The sequence below is a fragment of the Variovorax sp. P2_H12 genome, from assembly GCF_056403395.1.
Genome location: NZ_JBFUFO010000029.1, coordinates 76,684 through 102,794 on the forward strand (window position 1 = coordinate 76,684; position 26,111 = coordinate 102,794).

26 protein-coding genes and 1 tRNA gene are annotated in these 26,111 nt (G+C 68.3%); 12 read left to right on the forward strand and 15 right to left on the reverse strand.

The genetic code is table 11. The features are described 5' to 3' along the window. Positions 1 to 173: 173 nt before the first annotated feature. Positions 174 to 2,285 (reverse strand): PQQ-dependent dehydrogenase, methanol/ethanol family, encoded by a 2,112-nt coding sequence (locus AC1DYK_RS22265; RefSeq protein WP_478168302.1) that lies wholly within the window; start codon positions 2,283 to 2,285, stop codon positions 174 to 176. A gap of 133 nt (positions 2,286 to 2,418) precedes the next feature. Here AC1DYK_RS22265 and AC1DYK_RS22270 point away from each other — a divergent pair, with 133 nt between their 5' ends. Continuing rightward, complete coding sequence (locus tag AC1DYK_RS22270) at positions 2,419 to 3,681, forward strand: helix-turn-helix domain-containing protein (RefSeq protein WP_478168303.1); 1,263 nt, start codon at positions 2,419 to 2,421, stop codon at positions 3,679 to 3,681. 34 nt (positions 3,682 to 3,715) lie between these two features. Here AC1DYK_RS22270 and AC1DYK_RS22275 read toward each other — a convergent pair whose 3' ends face one another. The 4 genes from AC1DYK_RS22275 to xylF form a co-directional block, all read right to left on the reverse strand. Further along, on the reverse strand, positions 3,716 to 4,870 hold the full coding sequence (locus tag AC1DYK_RS22275) for an ROK family transcriptional regulator (protein ID WP_478168304.1): 1,155 nt from the start codon (positions 4,868 to 4,870) through the stop codon (positions 3,716 to 3,718). Positions 4,871 to 4,965: 95 nt separating this feature from the next. After that, the gene (locus AC1DYK_RS22280) at positions 4,966 to 5,745 is read right to left on the reverse strand and encodes an ATP-binding cassette domain-containing protein (RefSeq protein WP_478168305.1); all 780 of its coding nucleotides are present in this window, start codon (positions 5,743 to 5,745) and stop codon (positions 4,966 to 4,968) included. A 1-nt stretch (position 5,746) separates the two neighbouring features. Then, on the reverse strand, positions 5,747 to 6,934 hold the full coding sequence (locus AC1DYK_RS22285) for a sugar ABC transporter permease (RefSeq protein WP_478168306.1): 1,188 nt from the start codon (positions 6,932 to 6,934) through the stop codon (positions 5,747 to 5,749). Between the two features lie 112 nt (positions 6,935 to 7,046). Next, on the reverse strand, positions 7,047 to 8,078 hold the full coding sequence (gene xylF / locus AC1DYK_RS22290; protein ID WP_478168307.1) for a D-xylose ABC transporter substrate-binding protein: 1,032 nt from the start codon (positions 8,076 to 8,078) through the stop codon (positions 7,047 to 7,049). A 180-nt stretch (positions 8,079 to 8,258) separates the two neighbouring features. Between xylF and AC1DYK_RS22295 the strand changes: the two genes are divergently transcribed. The 3 genes from AC1DYK_RS22295 to AC1DYK_RS22305 are packed head-to-tail and all read left to right on the forward strand — an operon-like array spanning position 8,259 to position 10,713. Further along, a complete protein-coding gene (locus AC1DYK_RS22295) occupies positions 8,259 to 9,278 on the forward strand; it encodes a thiamine pyrophosphate-dependent dehydrogenase E1 component subunit alpha (protein WP_478168308.1) in 1,020 nt (339 codons plus the stop codon). After that, positions 9,269 to 10,258, forward strand: coding sequence for an alpha-ketoacid dehydrogenase subunit beta (locus AC1DYK_RS22300; protein ID WP_478168309.1), 990 nt, complete (start codon positions 9,269 to 9,271; stop codon positions 10,256 to 10,258). Before AC1DYK_RS22295 ends, AC1DYK_RS22300 begins: the two co-directional genes overlap by 10 nt. Then, positions 10,255 to 10,713, forward strand: coding sequence for a MarR family winged helix-turn-helix transcriptional regulator (locus AC1DYK_RS22305; RefSeq protein WP_478168310.1), 459 nt, complete (start codon positions 10,255 to 10,257; stop codon positions 10,711 to 10,713). The genes AC1DYK_RS22300 and AC1DYK_RS22305 overlap by 4 nt, the downstream gene beginning before the upstream one ends. Here AC1DYK_RS22305 and AC1DYK_RS22310 read toward each other — a convergent pair. Further along, positions 10,705 to 11,475 (reverse strand): SDR family oxidoreductase, encoded by a 771-nt coding sequence (locus AC1DYK_RS22310; RefSeq protein WP_478168311.1) that lies wholly within the window; start codon positions 11,473 to 11,475, stop codon positions 10,705 to 10,707. The genes AC1DYK_RS22305 and AC1DYK_RS22310 overlap by 9 nt on opposite strands. 108 nt (positions 11,476 to 11,583) lie before the next feature. Here AC1DYK_RS22310 and AC1DYK_RS22315 point away from each other — a divergent pair, with 108 nt between their 5' ends. Together AC1DYK_RS22315 and AC1DYK_RS22320 are read left to right on the forward strand one after the other, a co-directional pair. Then, complete coding sequence (locus AC1DYK_RS22315; RefSeq protein ID WP_478168312.1) at positions 11,584 to 12,507, forward strand: LysR substrate-binding domain-containing protein; 924 nt, start codon at positions 11,584 to 11,586, stop codon at positions 12,505 to 12,507. Positions 12,508 to 12,583: 76 nt separating this feature from the next. Next, positions 12,584 to 13,600 carry a Bug family tripartite tricarboxylate transporter substrate binding protein gene (locus AC1DYK_RS22320; RefSeq protein ID WP_478168313.1) on the forward strand — a complete coding sequence of 339 codons (1,017 nt, stop codon included), beginning with the start codon at positions 12,584 to 12,586 and terminating at the stop codon, positions 13,598 to 13,600. Between the two features lie 213 nt (positions 13,601 to 13,813). Here the strand turns inward: AC1DYK_RS22320 and AC1DYK_RS22325 are convergent, their stop codons facing one another. Both AC1DYK_RS22325 and AC1DYK_RS22330 read right to left on the reverse strand, forming a co-directional pair. Further along, complete coding sequence (locus tag AC1DYK_RS22325; protein ID WP_478168314.1) at positions 13,814 to 14,137, reverse strand: DUF1840 domain-containing protein; 324 nt, start codon at positions 14,135 to 14,137, stop codon at positions 13,814 to 13,816. Then, complete coding sequence (locus tag AC1DYK_RS22330) at positions 14,095 to 15,324, reverse strand: class I SAM-dependent methyltransferase (RefSeq protein ID WP_478168315.1); 1,230 nt, start codon at positions 15,322 to 15,324, stop codon at positions 14,095 to 14,097. The genes AC1DYK_RS22325 and AC1DYK_RS22330 overlap by 43 nt, the downstream gene beginning before the upstream one ends. A gap of 105 nt (positions 15,325 to 15,429) precedes the next feature. On the opposite strand from AC1DYK_RS22330, the gene AC1DYK_RS22335 reads away from it, so the two are divergent. The 6 genes from AC1DYK_RS22335 (at position 15,430) to AC1DYK_RS22360 (ending at position 22,467) form a co-directional block, all read left to right on the forward strand. Continuing rightward, positions 15,430 to 17,784 carry a bifunctional salicylyl-CoA 5-hydroxylase/oxidoreductase gene (locus AC1DYK_RS22335; protein WP_478168316.1) on the forward strand — a complete coding sequence of 785 codons (2,355 nt, stop codon included), beginning with the start codon at positions 15,430 to 15,432 and terminating at the stop codon, positions 17,782 to 17,784. A gap of 149 nt (positions 17,785 to 17,933) precedes the next feature. Next, a complete protein-coding gene (locus tag AC1DYK_RS22340) occupies positions 17,934 to 18,410 on the forward strand; it encodes a MarR family winged helix-turn-helix transcriptional regulator (protein WP_478088664.1) in 477 nt (158 codons plus the stop codon). Next, positions 18,407 to 19,261, forward strand: a complete 855-nt coding sequence (locus tag AC1DYK_RS22345) for an enoyl-CoA hydratase family protein (protein ID WP_478088666.1) — start codon at positions 18,407 to 18,409, stop codon at positions 19,259 to 19,261. The genes AC1DYK_RS22340 and AC1DYK_RS22345 overlap by 4 nt, the downstream gene beginning before the upstream one ends. A gap of 4 nt (positions 19,262 to 19,265) precedes the next feature. After that, on the forward strand, positions 19,266 to 20,459 hold the full coding sequence (locus AC1DYK_RS22350) for an acyl-CoA dehydrogenase family protein (protein WP_478168317.1): 1,194 nt from the start codon (positions 19,266 to 19,268) through the stop codon (positions 20,457 to 20,459). After that, positions 20,456 to 22,075, forward strand: a complete 1,620-nt coding sequence (locus AC1DYK_RS22355; protein WP_478168318.1) for an AMP-binding protein — start codon at positions 20,456 to 20,458, stop codon at positions 22,073 to 22,075. The genes AC1DYK_RS22350 and AC1DYK_RS22355 overlap by 4 nt, the downstream gene beginning before the upstream one ends. Beyond that, positions 22,072 to 22,467, forward strand: coding sequence for a RidA family protein (locus tag AC1DYK_RS22360; protein WP_478168319.1), 396 nt, complete (start codon positions 22,072 to 22,074; stop codon positions 22,465 to 22,467). The genes AC1DYK_RS22355 and AC1DYK_RS22360 overlap by 4 nt, the downstream gene beginning before the upstream one ends. A gap of 196 nt (positions 22,468 to 22,663) precedes the next feature. Here AC1DYK_RS22360 and AC1DYK_RS22365 read toward each other — a convergent pair. The 7 genes from AC1DYK_RS22365 to rpmJ all read right to left on the reverse strand — a co-directional run bounded on the left by AC1DYK_RS22365 (position 22,664) and on the right by rpmJ (position 26,045). Continuing rightward, positions 22,664 to 22,740: transfer RNA gene (locus tag AC1DYK_RS22365), tRNA-Met, on the reverse strand. A gap of 18 nt (positions 22,741 to 22,758) precedes the next feature. Then, positions 22,759 to 23,163 carry a 50S ribosomal protein L17 gene (gene rplQ, locus AC1DYK_RS22370; protein WP_442282001.1) on the reverse strand — a complete coding sequence of 135 codons (405 nt, stop codon included), beginning with the start codon at positions 23,161 to 23,163 and terminating at the stop codon, positions 22,759 to 22,761. A gap of 88 nt (positions 23,164 to 23,251) precedes the next feature. Beyond that, positions 23,252 to 24,241: a DNA-directed RNA polymerase subunit alpha gene (locus tag AC1DYK_RS22375; RefSeq protein ID WP_093382585.1), complete on the reverse strand. Its 990-nt coding sequence runs from the start codon at positions 24,239 to 24,241 to the stop codon at positions 23,252 to 23,254. A 129-nt stretch (positions 24,242 to 24,370) separates the two neighbouring features. Continuing rightward, positions 24,371 to 24,994, reverse strand: coding sequence for a 30S ribosomal protein S4 (rpsD, locus tag AC1DYK_RS22380; protein ID WP_478087515.1), 624 nt, complete (start codon positions 24,992 to 24,994; stop codon positions 24,371 to 24,373). Positions 24,995 to 25,127: 133 nt separating this feature from the next. Then, complete coding sequence (rpsK, locus tag AC1DYK_RS22385; protein ID WP_162565645.1) at positions 25,128 to 25,532, reverse strand: 30S ribosomal protein S11; 405 nt, start codon at positions 25,530 to 25,532, stop codon at positions 25,128 to 25,130. 9 nt (positions 25,533 to 25,541) lie between these two features. Next, positions 25,542 to 25,907, reverse strand: a complete 366-nt coding sequence (gene rpsM / locus AC1DYK_RS22390; protein ID WP_286371094.1) for a 30S ribosomal protein S13 — start codon at positions 25,905 to 25,907, stop codon at positions 25,542 to 25,544. A gap of 24 nt (positions 25,908 to 25,931) precedes the next feature. Further along, positions 25,932 to 26,045, reverse strand: coding sequence for a 50S ribosomal protein L36 (gene rpmJ / locus AC1DYK_RS22395; RefSeq protein WP_038201958.1), 114 nt, complete (start codon positions 26,043 to 26,045; stop codon positions 25,932 to 25,934). Positions 26,046 to 26,111 lie beyond the last annotated feature (66 nt).

A 26,111-nucleotide genomic window follows, 5' to 3' on the forward strand; every position in this document is an offset into this window, starting at 1 on the left:
CGCGCTACGCGCAGCCGAAGAAAAACCACAGCGCCGACATCACCACCGGCCGGCGCAGCCAGGCCCGTTGGTGAAACACCGTGGAACCGGCTTTGCCGGGCCACTGGTGTTGCCCCCGGTAGGGGGTGGGCGCCCGGACACGAAGTGCCGGGCAACCTGGGGGCGAGCAACAATCACTTCGGGCGGATCGCGTCGGCGGTTCCCTGGATGAAGGCCTTGATTTTGTCGACGTCCTCGGCCGTCAGCTTGCCGCTGAAGTCCGGCATGCCGCGCTCCGTCGCCGGGCCCTTGAAGACGTACTTGTCGAGGTTCTCGATGTACGACGAGTTCATGTAGCCCAGGTTCGGGATGTTGCCGCCACGGTCGACGCCGGGCACCCCGTGGCAGAAGACGCAGTTGCTCACGTACAGGTAGGTCCCGGCCTCCACTTTGGCGGGGTCGTACTTGACGCCCTGCAGCAGCTTGTCCATGCGGTACTGCACGAACTCCGGCTTGGGCGCATTGCCGCCGACCGCGAAGGTGTAGACCGTTCCCGGGCCCTGCCGCTCGGTGGCCCGCTGCGCCAGCCCGTAGACGCCGCCCCAGCCGACCGCCACCGACACGTACTGCTTGCCGTCGACCATGAAGGTGGCCGGCGCCGCCACCACGCCGGTGCCGGTGGGCGTTTCCCAGAGCTTCTCGCCGTTCTTGGCGTTGTAGGCCACCAGCCGCCCGTCCGCCGTGCCCTGGAACACCAGGTTGCCGGCCGTCGTGAGGGTGCCGCCGTTCCACGGCGACACGTAGTCGACGCCCCAGGCCTCCTTCTGCGCGACCGGGTCCCACGCGACCAGCCGGCCCATCGGCTTGCTGGTCGGCGGCTCGGCGTTGGCGAACTTGGCCGTGTTCCAGCCCAGCGCCGCATGCGGCCGGCCCGGTGCGTTCTCGTTGAACTTCCAGGCCTTGTCATCCATCAGGTTCAGCGGCACGTGCTGCGCCGGCAGGTAGGCCAGCCCCGTCTGCGGATTGAAGGACATCGGGTGCCAGTTGTGGGCGCCGAAGGGGCCGGGGATGCTGTCGTTGGGCTTGGTGCCATCGCGCGCCGAGGCCACCTCGATCGGCCGGCCGTTCTTGTCGTAGCCCGTGGCCCAATTGACCTGGACGAAGTTCTTCGCCGAGATGAACTTGCCGTTGGTGCGGTCGATGACGAAGAAGAAGCCGTTCTTGGGCGCGTGCAGGATCACCTTGCGCGGCTTGCCGTCGACCTTGATGTCGGCCAGGATCATCGGCTGGGTCGAGGTGTAGTCCCAGTTGTCGCCGGGCGTCTCCTGGTAGTGCCACTTGTACTTGCCGGTGTCGGGGTCGAGCGCCACGATCGACGCCAGGTAGAGGTTGTCGCCGCCCTTCGGGCTGCGCAGGCTGCGGGCCCAGGGCGAACCGTTGCCGGTGCCCACGTACATCAGGTTGAGTTCGGGGTCGAAGGTGAGCGAATCCCAGGCAGTGCCGCCGCCGCCCGACTCCCAGTACTTGTTGCTCGGGTCCCAGGTCTTCGCCGCCTTGGCCATCGAGGCGTCCTCGAAGGGCTTGGACGGATCGCCCGGCACCACGAACCAGCGCCACTTCTGCTCGCCCGAGGCGGCGTCGTAGGCCGTGACGTAGCCGCGCACGCCGTACTCGGCGCCGCCGTTGCCGATGATCACCTTGCCCTTGAAGACGCGCGGCGCGCCGGTGATGGTGTAGGCGCGGCTGTGGTCGATGATGGTGTCCTTCTCCCACACCACCTGCCCGGTGGCGGCGTCGAGCGCGATCAGGCGGCCGTCGTAGGCGCCCACATAGACCTTGCCCTGGTGCAGCGCCACGCCGCGGTTGACCACGTCGCAGCAGCCCTTGAAGCCCTTCGCGCGGTCGACCTTCGGGTCGTAGCTCCAGATCTTCTTGCCGGTGCGCGCATCGATCGCATGCACCACGCTCCAGGAGGCGGTGACGTACATGATGCCGTCGACCACCAGCGGCGTGGCCTCGACGCCGCGCGTAGATTGCAGGTCGTAGGACCAGACCAGGCCCAGGTCCTTCACGTTGCCGGTGTTGACCTGGTCGAGCTTGCTGAAGCGGGTCTCGGCGAAGTCGAGGCCGTAGCTGGGCCAGTCGGGCGTCTTGGCCGCATTGGCCCGGATGAAGGCGCCGTCCACGCGCTGCGTGGCGGCCTTGATGTGCTCGGGCGAGCCTTTGGCCGTCTGCGCCGGGGAATCGCTCGCGGCGCCCAGGCACAGCAGCGCGCCGAGCGCCAGCGCGGCGTGATATTTCGTCATCGTGTCGTCTCCTGTCGTTGCAAGACGAAGGATCGTGCGCGCCGGCACTTTGATCATCCTCGGGATTTCCCTAGACCCGGACTGTTCCATTGCGGAACAAATTCGACCCTCTTCCTAGCTCTGGAGTCGCCCCGTGGCCCTTTCGACGCGCACCCCGGCCGGCGGCCCACTTCAGCTGTTCGCCACCACGCCGGCCGAACGCGTGGCGCTGGCGCGGACCCAGTTCTTCGAGGAGGGCGTGCGCCCTTCCGGGCTGGTCGGCGAGGCCGTGATTCAGTCCTGGATGCGCTGTGCGCGCGCCCATGCCGACACCCGCCGCGCGGTGGCCTTCGATGCGGTCACGCCGAGCCGCCTGCATGCCACGCTGGCGCGCAACCGCGAACTGCTGGCGGCCGCGCGCAGCGAGCTGGTGGACATGGAGAGCGCGCTGGCCGGCACCGATTGCCGCGTGCTGCTGACCGATGCGCAGGGCGTGATCGTCCACGTGACGCACCATCCGGCCGCGGCCCAGCAGCCGATCCTGCACCGCACGGCGCGGCTGGGCGTCAACATCGCCGAGAGCGTGGTCGGCACCACCGCGCCCGGCATCGTGGCGAGTACCGGCCAGGCCTGCACGGTCGATGGCGCCGAGCACTATTTCGAATGCCTGCGGGCCATGCAATGCGCGGCGGCACCGATCCGCGACGTGCACGGGCAGCTGGCCGGCGTGCTCGACCTGTCGGTGGAATCGCGCCGCTTCGGCTTCGACGCGGCCTCGATGGTCGCGCTCTACGCCACCACGATCGAGAACCGCCTGCTGCTGGCGCAGTCGCGCGACCGCCTGGTGCTGCGCTTCCAGGCCAACCCGACGCTGCTGGGCACACCGCTCGAGGCGCTGGCCGGCATCGCCCCCGATGGCACCGTGGCCTGGCTCAACGCGGCCGGTGCGCGGCTGATCGGCGGCCTGCCCGAGGCGGGACCCTGCGACGTCGAGTTGCTGTTCGGCCTCGACGTCGCCGGGCTGCTGCGCCTCGGGCGCCGCGAAGCGGCACAGCCGGTGCGGCTCGCGAGCGGGCTCGGCGTCTGGCTGCAGGCCCGGACACATGCGCAGGACGGCATCGATTTCCGCCACGCCGTGAGCGTGCCCGCCGCAGCGCCGGTGCCGCCACCCGAGGCGCCGGCTGCCGCCGCCGACGTGCCGCCGCAGTCGGTCGAAGCCAGCGATCCGAACGCAAGCGATGCCACCCTGCAAGGACACGGCCGCAAGCTGATCGAGGAAACCCTGGCCGCGCACCACGGCAACATCTCGCATGCGGCGCGGCAGTTGCGAGTGTCGCGCGGCACGCTCTACCGGCGGCTCAGGCGCTGGCGCGACGACGACAGCGCCGAGGAGCGAGCGGCCCTTCGCCCGGAGTGACCGCCGACGGCGCAGCACCCTTAGGGGAGCTTTTTCATTGCGCGTCGACCGCCGCCGCGCGCTCGCGCCGCGCCTTCGAATCCGGATGCAGCGGGCGCAGGTACTCATGGAGCGCCAGCGCAGCCGCCCCGACCGCGGGCGCCCATTCGCCATAGCGCGCCGGACGCACCACCGGCGGCGGCAGGCCGGCACTTTCGGCGTAGCGCCGCACGGTCTCGATCGCGCCCGCCAAAAAGTCCGGGTGCGCATCGCAGGACTTGCCGCCGACCACGATCGCGCGCGGCTCGAAGGTGACCCACAGGTTCTGCAACAGCACCCCGAGGTAGCGGGCGGCGCGCGCCGGGCCGTCCGCATCGCGGTCGAGCACGCGCGAGCCGAGGAACACTTCGGCGCAGCCCTGGCGCCCGCACGAACAGCGCGGGCCGTCGATCTGCAGCACGGTGTGTCCGATCTCGCCGGCCATCCCGCGCGCGCCGATGAACAGGCGGTCGTTGAGCACGATGCCGGCGCCGACGCCGACGTCGCAGCTGACGAAGATCAGCGGGTCCTCGCCCTCGCCGTCCGAGAACTCGAATTCGCCGAGCGCGGCCGCGTCGGCGTCGTTCTGCAGCTGCACCGTGACACCCGACACGCCTTCGCGCGCCAGCGCTTCGGTCAATCCCGGCAACAGGCTCAGTTGACGCCAACCCAGGTTGGGCGCGAAGCGCACCGTGCCGGTGGCGTCGTCCACCGCGCCCGGCACGCCGACGCCGATGCCCGACAGCCGCAGGCCCGCGGCCAGCAGGTGCACGTGCGCCGCCGCCACCATGCGCGCGACCTGCGCGCACACCAGCGGCGGCGCATGATCGGCCAGCGGCTGCGATTCGGAGTACAGCACCTCGCCCCGCAGCGACACGCAGACCACGCGCACCACCTCGATCGCAATCTCGACGCCGACCAGCGCGCGCACGCCGACGTGGATGGACAGCGGCGTCGACGGCCGGCCCAGGCCGTCGGCCACAGGTGGGCCGGTTTCGTCAAGCCAGCCGTCGTCGAGCAGTTCGCGCACCAGCAGGCTCACGGTCGACTTGGTCAGGCCGCTTTCCGCGGCGAGCCGGGCGCGCGACAGCCCCGGCCGGGCCCGCAGCAGGCGCAGCAGCACGCTGCGGTTGATGCGCTTGACCAGTTGCTGGTCGCCGGTCGTCTTCATCCGTCCCTGGCCTCAGGCCGCTCGCCGGGCCGCCCCAAGGGCGGACTGCGCCCCCTCGGGGGGCAGCGACGACACGCAGTGCAGAGCGTGGGGGCTCATGTACCCGCCGCGTGCTCGGCCTGAGGCTTGCCCTCGGGCCGCTTGCCGGCAATGATCATTCCGAGCACCTCGTCCTCGGTCACGTCGGCCGTGCGGTAGGTGCCGACCAGCCGGCCGTTCTTCATGACCGCGAGCCGGTCGCTGAGGCCGAACACGTCGGGCATGTCGTGGGTGATCAGGAAGATGCCCACGCCGTCGGCCTTGAGCTGCTTCACCAGCGCGCCGACCATCGCGGTCTCCTCGGGTCCGAGCGCGGCGCAGGGCTCGTCCATGATCAGGATGCGGGCGTTGAAGTACAGCGCCCGCGAGATCGCCACCGCTTGCCGCTGGCCGCCCGACAGGCGCCGCACCGGCACCCGGATGTTGGTGAAGTTCTTGTTCAGGCGCTGGAACACGCGGCGCGCCTGGCCTTCCATGAAGTGATCGTCCAGCGTGCGCCACGGCGTGAGCTTCTCGCGGCCGAGGAACAGGTTGGCGACCGAGTCGAGGTTGTCGGCCAGCGCCAAGGTCTGGTAGATGGTCTCGATGCCCTGCGCCTGGGCTTCGGAGGGCGTGCGGATGTTGACCTTTTCGCCTGCGATCAGCGTGTCGCCGGAGTCGATCGGGTAGGCGCCGGCGAGCATCTTCATCAGGGTCGACTTGCCGGCGCCGTTGTGGCCCAGCAGCGCCACCACTTCGCCCGGATAGAGGTTGACGCTGACGCCGTCGACCGCCTTCACGCCGCCGAAGGCCTTGCGGATCTCGCGCAGCTCGACCAGGGGTGGGTTGGCGCTCATCTCAGTTCTCCCCGAACTTCTTGCGATACAGCACGTCGAAGACCACCGCCACGATCAGCACCTGCCCGATGATCACCATCCGCTTGCCGATCGGGACGTCGAGCAGCAGCATGCCGCTGTCGAGCGACTGCATGATCAGTGCCCCCAGCACCGAACCGAAGATCGAGCCGCTGCCGCCCGCCAGCGCCGTGCCGCCGATCACCGCGGCGGCGATCACGTACAGCTCCATGCCGGTGCCCAGCGAATTGGTGCCGGCGTTGAGCCGCGCGATCGAGACGATCGCGGCAATGGTCACCAGCACCGCCAGCAGCGCGAACAGCATCAGCGTCACGCGCTGGACCGGGATGCCGACCAGCGCCGCCGCGTCGGGGTTGCCGCCCATCGCGAACACATAGCGGCCGAAGCGCGTGCGATGCACGATGAACGACAGCACCACCGCCACCACCGCCCAGATCAGCACCGGGATCGGGATGCCCTGGGCCTCGGTCTTGGACGAGATCTGGTAGCTGTTCATGGTGGCGGCGAAGGCGAACACCGCCGCCGCCGGCAGCGCGGCCAGCAGCAGGTCCAGCCACAGCGGCTCGACCGGCATCTCGTGGCGCTGCCGCGCGCGCCGCTTCTGCAGCATGCGCGCGAACACCGCCACCGCCACCAGCGCCGCCAGCACCCAGGACGCGGTGGTGCCGATGCCGCCGTCGTAGCCGCCGCCCAGGCGCTGGAAGAACTCGTCGTTGACCGGCTGGGTCTTGCCGTCGGCGACCAGGAAGGCCGCGCCGCGGAAGGACATCAGGCCGCCCAGCGTGACCACGAAGGACGGCACGCCCAGCACCGCGGTGAGCCCGCCCTGGTAGAGCGACACCAGCAGCGCCACGGCCAGCCCGGCCAGGCAGGCCGCCGGCCACGACCAGCCCGCGCTGTACTGCAAGTAGGCGATCAGCACGCCGACGAAGCCCATCACCGACCCGACCGACAGATCGATGTGGCGCGCCACGATGACCAGCACCATCACGGTCGAGACGATGCCGACCACCGCGGTCTGCTGCGCGATGTTGTAGAGGTTCTCGGGCGACAGGAACACGCCGCCCGACATCACATGGAAAACGATCGCCATCGCCACCAGCAGCACGCTCATCAGCAGCAGCCGGAGATCGACCCCGCTGCGACGCCACATGTTCGGTGACGCGTTCATGGGGATCGCCTCCTTTCAAGAACACCGTGGAACCGGCTTTGCCGGGCCGCTGGTGTTGCCCCCGGAGATGGGGTGGGCGGCCACACGAAGTGGGCCAACCTGGGGGTGAACTTCACTTGCAGGCGGGAGGGGCCTTGTCGCCGCTCACGCCCTTGCAGAGCTCGTCCTTCTTGATCCAGCCCGCCTTCACGACCACGTCGAGGTTGTCGCGCGTGATCGGCACCGGGGTCAGGAAGCGTGAGGAGATCGCCAGCTTCTTTTCGCCACCGCTCCAGTCGACGGCCTTCTCGGCCGGCTTGCCGCCGGCCAGCGCGACCGCCGCCGAGGCGGCCTCGCGGCCCAGCTCGCGCGAGTCCTTCCAGACCGAGACGGTCTGCGTGCCAAGCGCGATCCGGTTCAGCGCCGCGAAGTCGGCGTCCTGGCCCGACACCGGAATGCCGCGGATGCCCTTGGCCGTGAGCGCCGCCACCGCGCCGCCGGCCGTGCCGTCGTTCGAGGCCACCACCGCATCGACCTTGTTGCCGGCCTTGGTGAGGATCTGCTCCATGTTCTTCTGCGCCACCTCGGGCTTCCAGCCGTCGGTGAACTCGTCGCCGACGATCTTGATATCGCCCTTCTTGACCGCCTCGGCGATCACCTCCTGTTGGCCGGCCCGCAGGAAGTTGGCATTCGGATCGGTCGGCGAGCCCTTGATCATCACGTAGTTGCCCTTGGGCTGGACCGTGTAGACGGCGCGCGCCTGCATCCGCCCGACCTCGGTGTTGTCGAAGGTGATGTAGAACACGCCGGGCGTCTCGATCAGCCGGTCGTAGGCCACCACCGGCACCTTCTGCTTCATCGCCTTGTTGACCGCCGGCAGGATCGCGTCCTTGTCCATCGCGAGCACGATCAACGCCTTGGCGCCCTTGGACATCAGGCCCTCGATGTCGCCGAGCTGCTTCTCGGGCGAGCCGCCGGCATCGGCGCTGATGTACTTGGCGCCGAGCTTCTCGAGCTGGGCCTTGATCGCGGCCTCGTCGGTCTTCCAGCGCTCTTCCTGGAAATTGGACCAGCTCACGCCGACCACGGTCTGGGCAGCGGCGCCGAGGGCGCTGAGGCCCAGGGCCAGGACGGCCAGGGCAGAAAGGGTACGGGCGAGCTTCATGGGGTCGTCTCCAGCTTTGAGGTTGTGCGGCTCTATTAGTTTGAGCAACGAACTAACTATGTCTGCCGCTCGGTGCGGCGGCATCAGGACAATCCCTGCGGGTAAATGCGCGGCCGCCTGATTAGTCACAACCGATACGATTTCTGGCTGAGTGCACGTGGTGCATGAGCCGGAGACAAGATGGATTCTGAGATTTCAGCGCCGGAGCGCCTGGCGCTCTACCGCACGATGGTGCGCATTCGCGCCTTCGAGAACGCCGCCGAGGCGGCCAGCCAGGGCGGCGTCAGCGCCTATGGCCAGGAAGCGGCGGGAGCCGCCAAGGTGCGCGGGCCGCTGCATCTGTCGACCGGCCAGGAGGCCGTGCCGGCCGGCGTCTGCGCCCACCTGGCGCCCGCCGACTACCTGACTTCCACCCATCGCGGCCATGGCCACACGCTGGCCAAGGGCGCCGACCTGAGCCGCATGATGTGCGAGCTGTTCGGCAAGGCCAGCGGCTTCAACGGCGGCAAGGGCGGCTCGATGCACATCGCCGACTTCTCGGTCGGCATGCTGGGCGCCAATGGCGTGGTCGCGGCCGGCCTGCCGATCGCGGTCGGTGCGGCGCACGCCCAGAAACTGCAGAAAAAGGACGCCATCACGGTCTGCTTCTTCGGCGACGGCGCGATCAATCGCGGGCCCTTCCTCGAATCGCTGAACTGGGCCCGCGTGTACCGGTTGCCAGTGCTGTTCGTCTGCGAGGACAACCGCTGGAGCGCCACCACCGCCAGCGGCCCGATGACCGCCGGCGACGGCGCCKCGGCCCGTGCCGAGGCGCTCGACATCGCGGCCACCCAGGTCGACGGCAACGAGGTGTTCGCGGTCCACGCCGCGGCCCGCCGGCTGGTCGCCGAGGTGCGCGCCGGCGGCGGCCCGCGCCTGCTGCACGCCCTCACCTACCGCGTGAAGGGCCATGTCTCGGTCGACCCCGCCGCCTACCGGGATCCGGCCGAACTGGCGTCCGCGCTCCAGACCGACCCGATCGCACGGGCGCGCGACCGGCTGGTCGCGAGCGGCATCGAGCCCGCCGCGCTGGCCGCGATCGAGAACCAGGCCCACGCCGAGGTCGAATCGGCCCTCGCCACCGCCGACGCCGCGCCCTGGCCCGACGCCGGCGCTGCCTTCACCGACGTGCAGACCACCGGAGCCGGACAATGGATATGACACAGGACCTGTCGGCCACCGCGGTCCGGCAGCTCAGCTACGCCGAAGCCGCCGTGCTGGCGGTGCAGCGCGAGATGGAAGCCGACCCGCGCGTGGTGGTGCTCGGCGAGGACGTCGGCCGCGGCGGCATCTTCGGCCAGTACAGGGGCCTGCAGCAGCGCTTCGGCGCCGAGCGCGTGATCGACACGCCGATCTCCGAGGCCGCCATCATGGGCGCCGGTGTCGGCATGGCGCTGGCGGGGCTGCGGCCGGTGGTCGAGATGCGGGTGGTCGATTTCGCGCTCTGCGGCATGGACGAGCTGGTCAACCAGGCCGCCAAGAACCGCTTCATGTTCGGCGGCCAGGGCCGCGTGCCGCTGGTGGCCCGCATGCCCGGCGGCATCTGGGATGCCTCGGCGGCGCAGCATTCGCAGTCGCTCGAAGCCTGGTTCGCGCACCTGCCGGGCGTGGTGGTGGTCTGCCCGGCCACGCCGCAGGACAACTATTCGCTGCTGCGCGCCGCGCTGCAGTGCGGCGATCCGGTGGTCTACATCGAGCACAAGACCTTGTGGAGCGCGCAGGGCCCGGTCGACGAAAGCCTCGAGGTGCCGCTCGGCAAGGCCGCCCACCGGCGCCGCGGCGACGCGCTCACGCTGGTGAGCTGGGGTCGGCAGATCCAGGTCTGCAGCACCGCCTGCGAGACGCTGGCGGCCGAAGGCATCGAGGTCGATCTGATCGACCTGCGCACGCTGTGGCCGTGGGACCGCGAGGCGGTGCTCGAATCCTGCTGCCGCACCGGGCGCCTGCTGGTGGTTCACGAGGCGGTCCAGGCCGCGGGCTTCGGGGCCGAGATCGCGGCCACCGCGGCCGAGGCGACCGGCTGTCGCGTGGCCCGCCTGGGCGCGCCGCGCATCCCGGTGGGCTACGCGCCCGTGCTCGAAGCGCAATCGCGTGTCGGCGCCGAGCAGATCGTCAACGCCGCCCGGACCTTGCGGGGATGAACCCGGCGGGCGCCGAGGCGGTGGAAGACATGGTCTTCCTGAAGCTGGTGCGGGTCGTCAACCTGACGGCTCGGCCCTTCCAGCAGCGCGTCGGCCGCGAGCACCAGCTCACGCTCAACGAATGGCGCGTGATGGCGTTGCTCGGCGGCTGTCCCGGCCTCACGGCGACGCAGCTCGCCGACCTCACGGGGCTCGACAAGATGGCGGTGAGCCGTGCCCTCGCGGGTTTGCAGCGCGCCAAGCGCCTGCACCGGCACGAGGACCCGACCGACCAGCGCCGCAGCCGGCTCCACCTGAGCAGTGCCGGCAAGGCCGTCTACGCGGCGGTCGTGGTGCAGGCGCGCCAGCGCGAGGCCGAACTGTTCGCAGGCGTCGCCGCCGAAGAACTGCAGCAGCTCAACGGCACGCTCGACAAGCTGATCGCCTCGGTGGCGGATGCACAGGCCTCAGGCTGAGAAGCCGCCGTCGATGCTGAGGCTGGCGCCGGTCACGAACGCGGCCTCGGGGCTCGCGAGGTAGGCCACCATGCCGGCGATCTCCTCGCCACGGCCGTGCCGCGGCAGCGCCATCAGCGCGTGCATCGATTCGGCGTTCGGACCGCCGGCCGGATTCATCTCGGTGTCGACCGGGCCGGGTTGCACGTTGTTGACCGTGATGCCGCGCGACCCGAGGTCGCGCGCCAGCCCGCGGGTCAGGCCGCTGAGTGCCGACTTGCTCATCGCATAGGCGGCGAAGCCGGGCCAGGGCATGCGCTCGGCGTTGGTGCTGCCGATGGTGATGACGCGGCCGCCCTCGCCCATGTGGCGCACGGCCGCCTGCGTGGCGACGAACACCGCCCGCACATTGACGTCGAGCGTGCGGTCGAAGTCCTCGAGCGTCATCTGGTCGATGCTGCCGCCGAGAAAGACACCGGCGTTGTTGACCAGGATGTCGAGCCGGCCGAAGGTCTTCGCCGCCAGCGCGACCGCCGCGCCGAGCGCGCCGGCATCGGCGCTGTCGGCCTGGATCGCCAGCGCATGGCCGCCGGCGGCCTCGATCTCGCTGGCCAGCGCCCGGGCCGCGGCCTCGTTGGCGGCATAGGTGAATGCGACCGCGGCGCCGTCGCGAGCAAGGCGCCGCACGACGGCGGCACCGATGCCGCGCGAGCCGCCGGTGACGAGGGCGACCTTGCCGGCCTGGAGGGGTTGAAGGGCTTGAACAGAGGGGACGATGGACATGATTTGCTCCTGAAGCAGTGGGTATGCCCTCAGTGTCGGTATTCCATTGCCCTCACGGTAGCCATCAATCTGCCGCATTAAATTCAACCATCAGTTGAAAATGGCGGGATGCAGCCTCTCAGCCACCTCGAATCCTTCGTCCGCAGCGCCGAGGCCGGGAGCTTTTCAGCTGCTGCCCGCCAGCTCGGCCTCACACCCGCGGCCGTGAGCAAGAACGTGGCGCGGCTGGAGACCGGCCTCGGCGTGCGGCTGTTCCAGCGCAGCACCCGCAAGCTGACGCTGACCGAAAGCGGCGAGCGCCTGTTCCGTCAGATCGGCGGTGCCCTCGGCACGCTGGTCGACGCCGTCGCCGGCATCGCGCAGGACGACGGCGCGCCCGCCGGCACCCTCAAGGTCAGCATGGGCCAGGCTTTCGGCCGCGCCTACATGCTGCCGCTGCTATCCGACTTCCTGGCGCGCTATCCGGCCGTGCTGCCCGACTGGCACTTCGACAACCGGCAGGTCGACCTGATCGGCGAAGGCTTCGATGCCGGCGTCGGTGGCGGCATCGAGCTGACACAGGGCCTGGTGGCGCGCGAGTTGGCGCGCATCCACATCGTGGCCACCGCCGCTCCGAGCTACCTGGACGGCAAGCCGCTGCCACGCCGTCCGGGCGACCTCGCCGCCCACGAGGGCATCGTCCGCCGCTCCTCCCCGACCGGCCGCGTGCGGGCCTGGACACTGCGCAACAGGGCCGGCGACGAAGGCGTGGCAGAGACCCGGCCGCGGCTGATCTTCAGCGACCCCGAAGCGATGCGCGATGCCGCGGTCATGGGCCTGGGCGTGGCACTGCTGCCGATGGCATTTGCCCTGCCCGCCCTGCAGAGCGGCGCGCTGGTGCGCCTGCTGCCCGGCTGGTATGCGGACAACGGGCCGATCTCGCTCTACTACCCGAGCAAGAAGCTGCTGCCGGCCAAGACCCGGCTCTTCGTCGATTTCGTGGTCGAACGGCTGCGCGAGCAGGACTTCGCGCGGCGCATGCTGGGCGGCTGAGGCCCGGCGGTCGTTTTCGGACCGCCCGGGGTTTCCACCTGCGACGCCAAGGCGGCTTAGCCGCTACAAACAGCCCATGACCTTCTCCCCTTCTTTTCCGCGCCGCGCCGCCCTGACGCTGGCGGTGACCGCCGCACTGATCCTCCTGGCCGGCCCTGCAGCGGCCCAGGCCACCTGGCCGACCAAGCCGGTGCGCATCGTGGTGCCCTTCGCACCCGGCGGCACCACCGACATCCTGGCCCGCGCCGTGGCGCCCGAGCTGTCGAAGGCCTTCGGCCAGCAGTTCATCGTCGACAACCGCGCCGGGGCCGGCGGCAACGTGGGCGCCGAGATCGTCGCCCGGGCGCCGAACGACGGCTACACGCTGTTGATGGGCACGGTCGGCACGCACGGCATCAACCGCGCGCTCTACCCCAAGCTGCCCTACGACCCGATCAAGGACTTCGTGCCGATCACGCTGGTGGCGGCGGTGCCCAACGTGATGGAAATGAACGTCGACAAGGCGCGCGCGCTCAACATCAACAACGTGGCCGACTTCATCAAATACGCGAAGGCCAATCCCGGCAAGCTCAACATGGCCTCGAGCGGCAGCGGCACCTCGATCCACCTGGCGGGCGAGCTCTTCAAGAGCATGACCGGCAGCTACATGACCCACATCCCGTATCGCGGCTCGGGCCCGGCGCTGATGGACATGGTGGGCGGCAATGCCGACGTGATGTTCGACAACCTGCCGTCCTCGATGCAGCAGATCAAGGGCGGCAAGCTCAAGGCGCTGGCCGTGACCAGTTCGCAGCGTTCGCCGGCCCTGCCTGACGTGCCGACCGTCGAGGAAGCCGGCGGCCCCGCGCTCAAGGGCTACGAGGCCAGTTCGTGGTTCGGCCTGCTGGCCCCGGCCGGCACGCCGCCGGACATCGTCAACCGCATCCAGCAGGAAGTGGCGAAGGCGCTGGCCGCCCCCGCCGTGAAGGAAAAACTGGTCGCCCAGGGCGCCATCCCCAGCGGCAATTCACCCGCCGACTTCGCCAAGCTGATCGACTCCGAGCACACCAAGTGGGCAAAGGTCGTCAAAGCCTCCGGGGCGAAGGTGGACTGACCCCCAGGTTGGCTCACTGCGTGTAGCCGCCCACCCCCTTCCAGGGGGCGCGCTACGCGCAGCCGAAGTAGAAATGCTGCGCCGGTTTCACCGGCCGGCGCAGCCAGGCCCGTTGGTGAAACACCGCGGAACTGGCTCTGCCAGGCCGCTGGTGTTGCCCCCGGTAGGGGGTGGGCGCCCCGACACGAAGTGCGGGGCAACCTGGGGGCGAGCTCAAGTATTCCAGATGACGTCCTTGCCGTCCGCCAGCGAGTCCTTGAGCATGTGCAGCAGCGGCGCGGCACGCTGGTGCAGGCCGATGTGCTGCTTCTCGGCTTCGTTGTCGTGGCCCTCGACCGCATAGTCGTCGGCATTGTGGACATTGCGGCCCTCGCGCGCCACGGCCGCCTCGAGCGCCGAAATGGCGGCCGGCATCTGTGCTCCCGTGATGACACCCTCGTGCGCCGGCGCCTTGCCGATGATTTCGAGCAGCTGGCGCGCGTGGATTTCGAGCATCACGAAGGGGGGGGTGGCTCGCGAATGGAATCGATACAGCATGGTGCCTCTCTCATTTGTAGATGTGGTCGCGAACGAAAGGGTACTCCGATTGCGCGCCACGCAGCGCGCGCGCCTCGACCCCGCCCGCCCGCCTCGGCGTTCTCCCCCTGGCGGCCGCCGCCCCGCTGGAGCACTTCGCGCGCCTCGCCGAGCCGCGCCTCGAGGGCGTCGGACCAGGCCCACAGCGTGCGCGCATAGTGCGGCCGCAGGTTCTCGGTATCGACCATCTCCAGCCCCGCAGCCGCGGTCTCGCGCAGCACGTGGGTCACGTGCAGCAATTCGCCACCCGGGAAGATGTACTTCTCGATGAAGTCGCCCATGCCGGCGCCGAGTTGCCGGTAGTCGAGCTGGCCCGAGGTGATGCCGTGGTTCATCACCAGGCCGCCGGGCAACAGCAGCGAATGGAGCTTGCGAAAGTAGGTCCCCATGTTGGCGCTGCCGACGTGCTCGAACATGCCGACCGACGAGATCTTGTCGAAGGGCTTGGCACTGTCGAGCTGGCGGTAGTCGCGCAGCTCGACCCGCACCCGACCCTGCAGCCCCTTCTCCTCGATCAGGTGCTGCACGTGGGCATGCTGGTTCTTCGACAGCGTGATGCCGGTGGCGTCCACGCCGTAGTGCTCGGCCGCCCACATCAGCAGCGCGCCCCAGCCCGAGCCGATGTCCAGGTAGCGCTCGCCCGGCTTCAGCATCAGCTTGCGGCAGATGTGGTCGAGCTTGGCCTCCTGGGCCTGCGACAGCGTCATGTCGGCGCTGCGGAAATAGGCGCACGAATAGACCCGCCGCGGATCGAGCCACAAGGCGTAGAAATCGTCGGAGACGTCGTAGTGGAACTCGATCTGGGCCGCATCCTTGCCCAGCGAATGCGAGCCGCGTGACTTGGCGCGGCGCTGCAGGCGGCTCCACCAGCTGGTGTTGGTCTCGGCCGGATTGCCGGGCAGCAGGCCGACCGCGGCATCGATCAGGTCGCGCATGGCGCCCTCGATCTGGATGCGGCCCTCGACGTAGGACTCGCCGATGGAGCCGATCTGGCGACCCGCCAGCTTGGTCAGCTCGGACCAGTCCTTGAAGGCCAGGGTGACACGGGCCCCGGCCTTGGCCACCTGCCGGCCATCGGGGAGTTGCAGCGCGATGGGAACGGACAGCGAGGAAAGCTGGGACTCGATCTTCGGTATCAGGCTTTGCATACAGAACATTCTTGCCAGCGAAATGAGGCTCGTCAACCGGTGGGGCCGGGAACCTCGGGCTTCCCATGGTTGACACGAGATCGTTTATGTCTAAACTATTTACCCATGAATAGCTTCACACCGAATCTTCGCCGCGTGCTCTGCATCGGCGGCGGCCCCGCTGGGCTCTACTTCGCGCTTCTGATGAAGGCCCGGCAGCCTTCGCTGGAGGTCACGGTGATCGAACGCAACCGCCCGTTCGACACCTTCGGCTGGGGCGTGGTGCTGAGCGACCAGACGCTGGCCAACCTCGCCGCCGCCGACGCCCCCACCGCGGCGCTGATCGGCCGCGAGTTCCATCACTGGGACGACATCCAGGTCTTCTTCAAGGGCCGGCAGGTGCGTTCGGGCGGCCATGGCTTCTGCGGCATCGGGCGCAAGCGGCTGCTCAACATCCTGCAGGAGCGCTGCCTCGAGCTCGGCGTCGAGCTGGTGTTCGAGACCGACGCCACCGACGACCAGGCCCTGGCGGCGCAGTACAAGGCCGACCTCGTGATCGCCAGCGACGGCCTCAACAGCCGCATCCGCCAGCGCTACGCCGAGGTCTACCAGCCCGACATCGACCTGCGCCAGTGCCGCTTCGTCTGGCTCGGCACCCACCAGACTTTCGACGCCTTCACCTTCGCCTTCGAGCAGACCGAGCACGGCTGGTTCCAGGCCCACGCCTACCAGTTCGACGACAAGACCTCGACCTTCATCGTCGAGACGCCCGAGGCCGTCTGGCAGGCCCACGGACTCGACAAGATGGAGCAGCCCGAAGCCATCGCCTTCTGCGAGAAGCTGTTCGCCAAGTACCTGGGCGGCCACACGCTGATCAGCAACGCCACCCACCTGCGCGGCTCCGCCAACTGGATTCGCTTCCCGCGCGTGGTCTGCGCCCACTGGACGCACCACATCGAGGTCGACGGCAAGACGGTGCCCGTGGTGCTGATGGGCGACGCCGCCCACACGGCGCACTTCTCGATCGGCTCGGGCACCAAGCTGGCGCTCGAGGACGCGATCGACCTGGCGAACGAATTCGAAAGCGGCGGCGACATCGGCCCGGTGCTCGAGGCCTACGAGGCCCGCCGCAGCGTCGAAGTGCTGAAGATCCAGAACGCGGCGCGCAACTCCACCGAGTGGTTCGAGAACGTGCCGCGCTACACCGGCATGGAGATCGAGCAGTTCGCCTATTCGCTGCTCACGCGATCGCAGCGCATCAGCCACGAGAACCTGCGCCTGCGCGACACGCAATGGCTGGGCGGCTACGAGCAGTGGCTGTCGGGCGGCAAGCCGATCGCCCCGATGCTGATGCCGCTCAAGGTGCGCGGGCTCGAGCTCAAGAACCGCATCCTGGTCTCCCCGATGGCGACCTACAGCGCAGTCGACGGCGTGCCGCAGGACTTCCTGCTGGTGCACCTGGGCGCACGCGCGCTCGGCGGCGCTGCGATGGTGATGGTCGAGATGACCAGCCCGACGCCCGAAGGCCGCATCTCGCCGGCCTGCACCGGGCTCTACAACGACGCCCAGCAGGCGGCGTTCCAGCGCATCGTCGACTTCGTCCACGGCCAGTCGAGCGCGAAGATCGGCATGCAGCTCGGCCACAGCGGCCCCAAGGGGTCGACCCGCATCGGCTGGGAAGGCACCGACGAGCCGCTCGAGGACGGCAACTGGCCGCTGCTGGCCGCCAGCGCGCTGGCCTATGGCGAGCAGAATCAGCTGCCCGCGGCGATGACCCGGGCCGAGATGGACCTGATGCGCGACCAGTTCGTCGCCTCCGCCCGCCGCGCCGCCGAGATCGGCTTCGACTGGCTCGAGCTCCATTGCGCCCACGGCTACCTGCTGTCGGCCTTCCTGAGCCCGCTGACCAACCTGCGCACCGACGACTACGGCGGCAGCATCGAGAACCGCCTGCGCTACCCGCTCGAGGTGTTCCGCGCGATGCGGGCCGCCTGGCCGGCCGAGCGCCCGATGAGCGTGCGGATCTCGGCCCACGACTGGGCGCCCGGCGGCAACACCGACGCCGACGCGGTCGTGATGGCACGCGCCTTCAAGGCGGCCGGCTGCGACTTCATCGACGTCTCCTCGGGCCAGACCACGCGCGCCGCCAAACCGGTGTACGGCCGCATGTACCAGACGCCCTTCGCCGACCGGATCCGCAACGAGGTCGGCATCTCGACCATCGCGGTGGGCGCCATCACCGACGCCGACCAGGCCAACAGCATCATCGCCGCGGGCCGCGCCGACCTCTGCGCGATCGCCCGGCCGCACCTGGCCGACCCGGCCTGGACGCTGCATGAGGCCGCCAAGCTGCAAACGCGCGAGGTCGACTGGCCCAAGCAGTACCTGAGCGGGCGCGACCAGATGTACCGCGAGATCGCCAAGCAGCAGCAGCTGGCGGCGGCGCTGGCAGCGGCACCGCGAGCCGAGGAAGAACACTAGGATGAAACACCCCCGAAGCGCCTGCGGCGCCTCCCCCTCGAGGGGGCGATACCAGCGGCCCGGCAAAGCCGGTTCTGCGGTATCCCTGGCATTTGGCTGCGCCGGTTTCATGCGGCGCGGGTCACGCGATCACGTGGTGGAGCACTGACATGGACCTCGAAGCCCGCGCCCACAGCGAGCACCCGGACGAGCTCCGGCTCTGGCTGCGCCTGCTGACCTGCACCCAGCTGATCGAGAAGCAGGTCCGCAACGAGTTGCGCGAGCAGTTCGCCACCACGCTGCCGCGCTTCGACCTGATGTCGCAGCTCGAGCGCGCGCCCGAGGGGCTCAAGATGAACGAGCTGTCGCGCCGCATGATGGTCACGGGCGGCAACGTCACCGGCATCACCGACCAGCTGGTCGCCGAGGGACTGGTCGAGCGCGTCGACGTCGCCGGCGACCGCCGCGCCTGGCGCGTGCGACTCACGGCACGCGGCCGCAAGCTGTTCAACGAGATGGCGCAACAGCACGAAGCCTGGATCTGCGACGCCTTCGCGTCGCTGACCCCGAAGGAAATCACCCAGCTCCACAAGCTGCTCGGCAAGGTCAAGCAGCATTCTCATCAACAAATGGCGGAGGCCCTATGAAGCACTACATCGGCGCGGCAAGTCCCATGCGCGCACAGTTCGAACCCAAGGCCGGCTACCAGGCCGAGCATTTCTCGTGGGCCTTCGAGGCCGGCGTCGGCACCGTGACGCTGAACCGTCCCGAACGCAAGAACCCGCTGACCTTCGACTCCTACGCCGAATTGCGCGACCTGTTCCGGGCGCTGAGCTTCGCCACCGACGTCAAGTCGATCGTGGTCACCGGCGCGGGCGGCAACTTCTGCTCCGGCGGCGACGTGCACGAGATCATCGGCCCCCTGACGCAGATGAAGATGCCCGAGCTGCTCGAGTTCACGCGCATGACCGGCGACCTCGTCAAGGCCATCCGCCATTGCCCGCAGCCGATCGTCGGTGCCATCGACGGCGTCTGCGCCGGTGCCGGCGCCATGATCGCGCTGGCCTGCGACCTGCGCTACGGCTCGCCCGCCACCCGCACCGCCTTCCTGTTCACGCGGGTCGGACTGGCCGGCGCCGACATGGGCGCCTGTGCGCTGCTGCCGCGCATGATCGGCCAGGGCCGCGCTTCCGAGCTGCTCTTCACCGGCCGCGCCATGACCGCCCAGGAAGGCCATGCCTGGGGCTTTTTCAATGCACTGCACGAGAGCGATGCCCTGCTCGGCGCCGCGACGGCGGTCGCCCGCGACCTGGCCGAAGGCCCCAGCTTCGCCCACGGCATGACCAAGACCATGCTGTCGCAGGAATGGTCGATGACCATCGACCAGGCGATCGAGTCCGAGGCCCAGGCGCAGGCGATCTGCATGCAGACCGGGGACTTCAAGCGCGCCTACGAGGCCTTCGCCGCCAAGCGCAAGCCCGCCTTCCAGGGAGATTGAGCTCATGGCCGCCTCCGCAGTAGATCCCTCGACGGCGCACCTCGCGCTGCCCTTCTTCGACGCCGCGCACCACGCCCTCGCGCGCGAGCTGCTGCCCTGGGCCGCGGCGCAATCGGTGGACGAGCGCGACGACCGCGCCGCCTGCCGCGACTGGGTGCGGCGTCTCGGCGATGGCGGCTGGCTGCGCTACTGCGTGCCGGCGAGTTCCGGCGGCGCGCTCGAGCGCCTCGATTCGCGCGCCCTGGTGCTGCTGCGCGAAACGCTGGCCTTCCACTCGCCGCTGGCCGACTTCGCCTTTGCGATGCAGGGACTGGGAAGCGGCGCCATCACGCTCGCCGGCACCGGCACGCAGCACGCCGACTACCTGGCCCCGGTGGGCCGCGGCGACAAGATCGCGGCCTTCGCGCTGAGCGAGCCCGAGGCCGGCTCCGACGTCGGCGCGATGGCGATGCGCGCCGAGCCCAGCGCCGACGGCTGGCGCCTCACCGGCGAAAAAACCTGGATCAGCAACGGCGGCATCGCCGACTTCTACTGCGTCTTCGCCAAGACCGATCCGAGCGCCGGCTCGCGCGGGATCACGGCCTTTATCGTCGATGCGAACACGCCCGGCCTCGACACCTCCGCGCACATCGAGGTCATGGCGCCGCATCCGCTCGCGACCCTGCGCTTCGACGGCTGCACGGTGCCGCGCACGGCCCAGCTCGGCGAGCTCAACGGCGGCTTCAAGCTGGCGATGCGCACGCTCGACATCTTCCGCGCCTCGGTGGCCGGCGCCGCGCTCGGCATGGCCCGCCGCGCCCTGTCCGAGGCCGTCCAGCATGCACAGAAACGCAAGATGTTCGGCCAGACGCTGGCCGACTTCCAGCTCACGCAGGCCAAGCTCGGCGAGATGGCGGCGCTGATCGACAGCGCGGCGCTGCTGACCTACCGCGCGGCCTGGATGCGCGACGACAGCGAGCGCCGCGGCGAGCCCGCCGTCGGCGACCTGACGGCGGCCGCCGCCATGGCGAAGATGTGCGCCACCGAGAATGCCAGCCGGGTGATCGACATGGCCCTGCAGATGCACGGCGGCCTGGGCGTCAAGGTCGGCACCAAGGTCGAGAGCCTCTACCGCGACATCCGCTCGCTGCGCATCTACGAGGGTGCGACCGAAGTCCAGCAACTGATCATCGGCAAGGCCGTGTTGAGGAACCCATGACTCAGAGCGCGCAAACCGACCGCTTCGTGCATGACCGGCTGCCGCCGGCGGAGCAGTTGCCGATCTTCCGCTACGACCTGCCCGAGCTGCAGTTGCCCGACCAGCTGAACCTGGTCGAGGAGTTGCTCGACAAGGCAGTCGCCCGGGGCTTTGGCGACCAGCCGATGCTGCGCGCTCCCGGCCGCACGCTGAGCTATGCCGAGGCGGCGACGGAGGTCAACCGCATCGCACAGGTGCTGACCGAGGACCTCCGCCTGGTGCCGGGCAACCGGGTGCTGCTGCGCGGGGGCAATTCGATCGCGATGGCGCTGGCTTGGCTTGCCGTGGTCAAGGCCGGCCTGATCGCGGTCGCCACCATGCCGCTGCTGCGCGCCAAGGAGCTTGGCGAGATCATCGAGAAGGCACAACCCACGGTCGCACTGTGCGAACGGAAGCTGCTCGACGAACTGGAGGTGGCGCAACGGGCTCACCCGGTGCTGCGCACGATCGTGGCGTTCGATGGGCTGGACGCGCCCGACTCCCTGACTGCGCGCGCCGCGGCGAAGAGCGGCGTCTTCCAGGCCTGCCCCACGGCCGCCGACGACATCGCGCTGCTGGCCTTCACCTCAGGGACCACCGGCAAGCCCAAGGCGCCGGTGACCACGCACCGCGACGTGCTCGCGATGTGCCAGACCTGGCCGCGCCATGTGCTGCAGGCACGCAGCGACGACATCGTGCTCGGTTCGCCGCCGCTGGCCTTCACTTTCGGCCTCGGCGGGCTGCTGGTCTTCCCCATGTGGGCCGGCGCCTCGGTGTACTTCCACGACAAGCCCTACACGCCCGAGACGATGGTCGCCGTGATCCGGGAGATCGGCGCCACCATCTGCTACACGGCGCCCACCTTCTACCGCCAGATGGCCGCCTTCGCGAAGGCGGCCGGCGTCCCCAGCCTGCGCATCAGCGTGAGCGCAGGCGAAGCGCTGCCCGACGCCACGCGCCAGCTCTGGAAGCAGGCCACCGGCCTCGAGATGCTCGACGGCATCGGCGGCACCGAGGTGTTCCACATCTACATCTCGGCCGCCGGCGACCAGGTGCGGCGCGGCGCGGTCGGCAAGGCCGTGCCGGGCTTCACGGCCAGGGTGGTCGACGACGAGGGCCACGAGGTCCCGCGCGGCACGGTCGGCAAGCTGGCGATCATCGGACCGGTAGGTTGCCGCTATCTGGACGATCCGCGGCAGGCCGACTACGTCCGGGGCGGCTGGAACTATCCCGGCGATGCCTTCGTCGAGGACGAGGACGGCTATTTCTTCTACCAGTCGCGCGCCGACGACATGATCGTCACGGCCGGCTACAACGTGGGCGGCCCCGAGGTCGAGGATGCACTGCTCAGGCACCCGGCGGTCGCCGAATGCGGCGTCATCGGCAAGCCCGACGAGGAGCGCGGCATGATCGTCAAGGCCTTCTGCGTGCTCAAGCCCGGCCGCACCGGCGATGCGGCGCTGACCAAGGCCCTGCAGGATCACGTCAAGGCCAGCATCGCGCCCTACAAATACCCCCGCGAGATCGCGTTCGTGGCCCAGCTGCCGCGCACCGAAACCGGAAAACTCCAGAGATTCAAACTGAGGCAAATGACATGATCAAGCAACTGCAACCCCCAGGCTGGCTGCCGCCCAAAGGCTACGCGAACGGCATCGCCGCGCGCGGGACGACGGTCTTCGTCGGCGGCCAGATCGGCTGGAATGCGCAGCAGCAATTCGAGTCCGACGACTTCATCGAGCAGGCGGGCCTGGCGCTGCGCAACATCGTCGAAGTGCTGCGCGAAGGCGGAGCCGGCCCGGAGCACATGGTGCGCATGACCTGGTACATCACGGATCGCGACGAGTACAACCGCCGCCTCGGCGAGCTGGGCCCGGTCTACCGCGAGGCGATGGGCCGGAATTTCCCCGCGATGACCTGCGTGCAGGTGGCGGCGCTGGTCGAGGCGCGCGCAAAGATCGAGATCGAAGTCACGGCGGTCATTCCTGACTGACCCCCAGCCTCGCCCACTTCGTGTGGCTCGGGCACCCCCTTTCAGGGGGCAACACCAGCGGCCCGGCAAAGCCGGTTCCGCGGTATTTCCCGAAAGGGACCATGGCATCGCTGGTTCAGAATTTCAGAAACAAAAAAGCCCACTGGAAAGTGGGCTTTTTTGCTTCGTCGACAACCTGGTAGGGTTATCGGGAATTTGGTTGCGCGAGCAAGATTTGAACTTGCGACCTTTGGGTTATGAGCCCAACGAGCTACCAGGCTGCTCCATCGCGCGGCAAGATGGAATTATATACTATTCGGCGGCGTTTTGCTCGGCGCCCGAAACTTCTTCAGAGATTTCGGGGCGATCGACCAATTCGACCAGGGCCATGGGTGCATTGTCGCCCACGCGGAAACCCATTTTCAGGATGCGCGTATAGCCGCCCGGACGTGCCTGGTAGCGCGGACCGAGTTCGCCGAACAGCTTGACGACGCTGTCGCGGCTGCGCAGGCGGTCGAAAGCGAGGCGCTTGTTGGCGACCGTGGGCTTCTTGGCCAGGGTGATCATCGGCTCGATGACGCGGCGCAGTTCCTTGGCCTTGGGGACCGTGGTCTTGATGACTTCGTGCTCGATGAGCGAATTCATCATGTTCTGCAGCATCGCGAGGCGGTGCGAGCTGGTGCGATTGAGTTTGCGGAGTCCGTGTCCGTGACGCATGGTGCTTTTTCCTTTACTTTATAAAAACAGGCAGCCGTGTCAGGTACTGCCCGGTGCACTGGCCCTCTTCTTCAGGGCCAACTTCGAATTATCGCTTGTCCAGGCCGGCCGGCGGCCAGCTCTCGAGCTTCATGCCCAAGGTCAGGCCGCGCGAGGCGAGCACTTCCTTGATTTCGTTGAGCGACTTGCGACCCAGGTTCGGGGTCTTGAGCAGCTCGTTCTCGGTGCGCTGGATCAGGTCACCGATGTAGTAGATGTTCTCGGCCTTCAGGCAGTTGGCCGAACGCACCGTGAGTTCGAGTTCGTCGACCGGACGCAGCAGGATCGGATCGAACTGCTGGGCGCTGCGCGGTGCCGGCGCATCGAATGCAGCCAGTTCGCCGCCTTCCAGCTGTGCGAACACGGCCAGTTGCTCGACCAGGATCTTGGCCGAGGCGCGGACCGCGTCTTCGGCGGTGATCGCACCGTTGGTCTCGATTTCGACCAGCAGCTTGTCGAGGTCGGTACGCTGTTCGACACGGGCGCTTTCGACCGTGTAGCTCACGCGCTTGACCGGCGAGAACGAGGCGTCGAGCACGATCCGGCCGATCGACTTGGTCGGCTCGTCGGCGTAGCGGCGCATCGTGCCGGGCACGTAGCCACGGCCCTTCTCGACCTTGATCTGCATGTCGAGCTTGCCGCCTTGCGACAGGTGCGCGATGACGTGGTCGGGATTGATGATCTCGACGTCGTGCGGCGTCTGGATGTCGGAAGCCGTGACCGGGCCTTCGCCGTCCTTGCGCAGGCTCAGCGTGACTTCATCGCGGTTGTGGAGCTTGAACACCACGCCCTTGAGGTTCAACAGGATGTTGACGACGTCTTCCTGCACGCCATCGATCGACGAGTACTCGTGCAGCACGCCCGCGATCGTCACTTCGGTGGCCGAGTAGCCGACCATCGACGACAGCAGAACGCGGCGCAGTGCATTGCCGAGCGTGTGGCCGTAGCCGCGCTCGAACGGCTCGAGCGTGACCTTCGCCTTGTTGGGGGCGAGTTGCTCGACCTGGATGGTCTTGGGTTTCAGCAGGGTTGTTTGCATGCAGGACTTCCTCTCAATACCCCCGGCTCGTTACACCGGTAAGGCTGGTGAAGCGCCCGGCGGGAGTACCTCCCGGCGGGAACAAAAAATCAAAAGTACGGGCCGCGTCAGCGGCACGTTATCGTCCGTTTAACGCGAATAGAGTTCGACGATCAGCGATTCGTTGATGTCGGCCGCGAATTCGTCGCGATCGGGGACCTTCTTGAAGGTGCCCTCGGCCTTGTCGGCGTTGACGTCGACCCAGGCCGGCATCCCGACTTGGGCGGCCAGCTGGAGCGCTTCGGCCACGCGGGTCTGCTTCTTCGACTTGTCGCGCACGGCGATCACGTCGCCGGTCTTGACCAGGTACGACGGGATGTTGACCGACTGGCCATTGACCGTGATCGCCTTGTGCGACACGAGCTGGCGTGCTTCGGCGCGCGTCGAGCCGAAGCCCATGCGATAGACCACGTTGTCCAGGCGCGATTCGAGGATGAACAGCAGGTTGGCGCCGGTGTTGCCACGGCGGCGGTCGGCTTCCTCGAAGTAGCGGCGGAACTGCTTCTCGAGCACGCCGTACATGCGCTTGACCTTCTGCTTTTCGCGCAGTTGCAGGCCGAAGTCGGAGGTGCGCTGACCCGAGGTGCGGCCGTGCTGGCCGGGCTTGGAGTCGAACTTGGCCTTGTCCTGGATCGAACGACGGGCGCTCTTCAGGAACAGGTCGGTGCCTTCGCGGCGGGAGAGTTTGGCCTTGGGGCCGAGGTAGCGTGCCACTTGATCTTCCTTCTATGTCATCTGCCGCAGGGTGACTGCGGGAGCCATCAGCGGCGTGCCGATGGCGGTGGGCTTGTTGAAAAACAAAAAATGCGCAGCCGCTGTGAAGCAGGCTGCGCTGAGCATTGTCGCCTTAGATGCGACGACGCTTTTGCGGACGGCAGCCGTTGTGCGGAACCGGGGTCACGTCGGCAATGGAGTTGATCCGGATGCCGAGCGCAGCCAGGGCGCGCACCGACGATTCGCGACCCGGGCCGGGGCCCTTGATCTCGACGTCGAGGTTCTTGATGCCTTGGTCGACCGCAGCGCGGCCGGCCACTTCAGAGGCGACCTGCGCAGCGAACGGCGTCGACTTGCGCGAACCCTTGAAGCCTTGACCACCCGACGACGCCCACGACAGAGCATTGCCCTGGCGGTCGGTGATCGTGATGATCGTGTTGTTGAACGAGGCGTGCACGTGGGCGATGCCGTCCGCAACGTTCTTGCGAACCTTCTTGCGAACGCGTTGTGCCGCGTTGTTGGCAGGAGCTTTAGCCATGGTCTATCCTTATTTCTTCAGGGACTGCGCTGCCTTGCGCGGACCCTTGCGAGTGCGGGCATTGGTGCGCGTACGCTGGCCGCGCATCGGCAGGCCGCGACGGTGACGGAAGCCGCGGTAGCAGCCGATGTCCATCAAGCGCTTGATGTTCATCGTCGTTTCGCGACGCAGGTCACCTTCGATGGTGAAGAGAGCGATCTGGTCGCGGATCTTCTCGAGATCGGCGTCGGTCAGATCCTTGATCTTCTTCGCATAGTCGATGCCGCTCGCTTCGCAGATCTTGCGTGCGCGGGTGCGACCGATGCCGAAAATGGCGGTCAGGCCGATTTCAGCGTGCTTGTGCGGCGGAATGTTGATGCCAGCAATACGTGCCATGTGCGTCCTCTATATCTCTAACAATCAACCCTGGCGCTGCTTGTGGCGCGGGTCGGTACAGATCACGCGCACCACACCCTTGCGGCGGATGATCTTGCAATTACGGCAGATGGTTTTGACCGAAGCCGAAACTCTCATTTCTTTCTCCTAAGACTCTGTTCAACTCGGCGAACCATTCGCCTGAAAATTCGTTGCGCTCAAGAC

Excerpts from the sequence above, each read along its gene's own strand:
- AC1DYK_RS22265 (WP_478168302.1), bottom strand. The coding sequence starts at position 2,285 with ATGACGAAATATCACGCCGCGCTGGCGCTCGGCGCGCTGCTGTGCCTG.
- AC1DYK_RS22275 (WP_478168304.1), bottom strand. The coding sequence starts at position 4,870 with ATGAAGACGACCGGCGACCAGCAACTGGTCAAGCGCATCAACCGCAGC.
- AC1DYK_RS22280 (WP_478168305.1), bottom strand. The coding sequence starts at position 5,745 with ATGAGCGCCAACCCACCCCTGGTCGAGCTGCGCGAGATCCGCAAGGCC.
- AC1DYK_RS22285 (WP_478168306.1), bottom strand. The coding sequence starts at position 6,934 with ATGAACGCGTCACCGAACATGTGGCGTCGCAGCGGGGTCGATCTCCGG.
- xylF (WP_478168307.1), bottom strand. The coding sequence starts at position 8,078 with ATGAAGCTCGCCCGTACCCTTTCTGCCCTGGCCGTCCTGGCCCTGGGC.
- AC1DYK_RS22300 (WP_478168309.1), top strand. The coding sequence starts at position 9,269 with ATGGATATGACACAGGACCTGTCGGCCACCGCGGTCCGGCAGCTCAGC.
- AC1DYK_RS22305 (WP_478168310.1), top strand. The coding sequence starts at position 10,255 with ATGAACCCGGCGGGCGCCGAGGCGGTGGAAGACATGGTCTTCCTGAAG.
- AC1DYK_RS22310 (WP_478168311.1), bottom strand. The coding sequence starts at position 11,475 with ATGTCCATCGTCCCCTCTGTTCAAGCCCTTCAACCCCTCCAGGCCGGC.
- AC1DYK_RS22315 (WP_478168312.1), top strand. The coding sequence starts at position 11,584 with ATGCAGCCTCTCAGCCACCTCGAATCCTTCGTCCGCAGCGCCGAGGCC.
- AC1DYK_RS22320 (WP_478168313.1), top strand. The coding sequence starts at position 12,584 with ATGACCTTCTCCCCTTCTTTTCCGCGCCGCGCCGCCCTGACGCTGGCG.
- AC1DYK_RS22325 (WP_478168314.1), bottom strand. The coding sequence starts at position 14,137 with ATGCTGTATCGATTCCATTCGCGAGCCACCCCCCCCTTCGTGATGCTC.
- AC1DYK_RS22330 (WP_478168315.1), bottom strand. The coding sequence starts at position 15,324 with ATGCAAAGCCTGATACCGAAGATCGAGTCCCAGCTTTCCTCGCTGTCC.
- AC1DYK_RS22335 (WP_478168316.1), top strand. The coding sequence starts at position 15,430 with ATGAATAGCTTCACACCGAATCTTCGCCGCGTGCTCTGCATCGGCGGC.
- AC1DYK_RS22340 (WP_478088664.1), top strand. The coding sequence starts at position 17,934 with ATGGACCTCGAAGCCCGCGCCCACAGCGAGCACCCGGACGAGCTCCGG.
- AC1DYK_RS22345 (WP_478088666.1), top strand. The coding sequence starts at position 18,407 with ATGAAGCACTACATCGGCGCGGCAAGTCCCATGCGCGCACAGTTCGAA.
- AC1DYK_RS22350 (WP_478168317.1), top strand. The coding sequence starts at position 19,266 with ATGGCCGCCTCCGCAGTAGATCCCTCGACGGCGCACCTCGCGCTGCCC.
- AC1DYK_RS22355 (WP_478168318.1), top strand. The coding sequence starts at position 20,456 with ATGACTCAGAGCGCGCAAACCGACCGCTTCGTGCATGACCGGCTGCCG.
- AC1DYK_RS22360 (WP_478168319.1), top strand. The coding sequence starts at position 22,072 with ATGATCAAGCAACTGCAACCCCCAGGCTGGCTGCCGCCCAAAGGCTAC.
- rplQ (WP_442282001.1), bottom strand. The coding sequence starts at position 23,163 with ATGCGTCACGGACACGGACTCCGCAAACTCAATCGCACCAGCTCGCAC.
- AC1DYK_RS22375 (WP_093382585.1), bottom strand. The coding sequence starts at position 24,241 with ATGCAAACAACCCTGCTGAAACCCAAGACCATCCAGGTCGAGCAACTC.
- rpsK (WP_162565645.1), bottom strand. The coding sequence starts at position 25,532 with ATGGCTAAAGCTCCTGCCAACAACGCGGCACAACGCGTTCGCAAGAAG.
- rpsM (WP_286371094.1), bottom strand. The coding sequence starts at position 25,907 with ATGGCACGTATTGCTGGCATCAACATTCCGCCGCACAAGCACGCTGAA.
- rpmJ (WP_038201958.1), bottom strand. The coding sequence starts at position 26,045 with ATGAGAGTTTCGGCTTCGGTCAAAACCATCTGCCGTAATTGCAAGATC.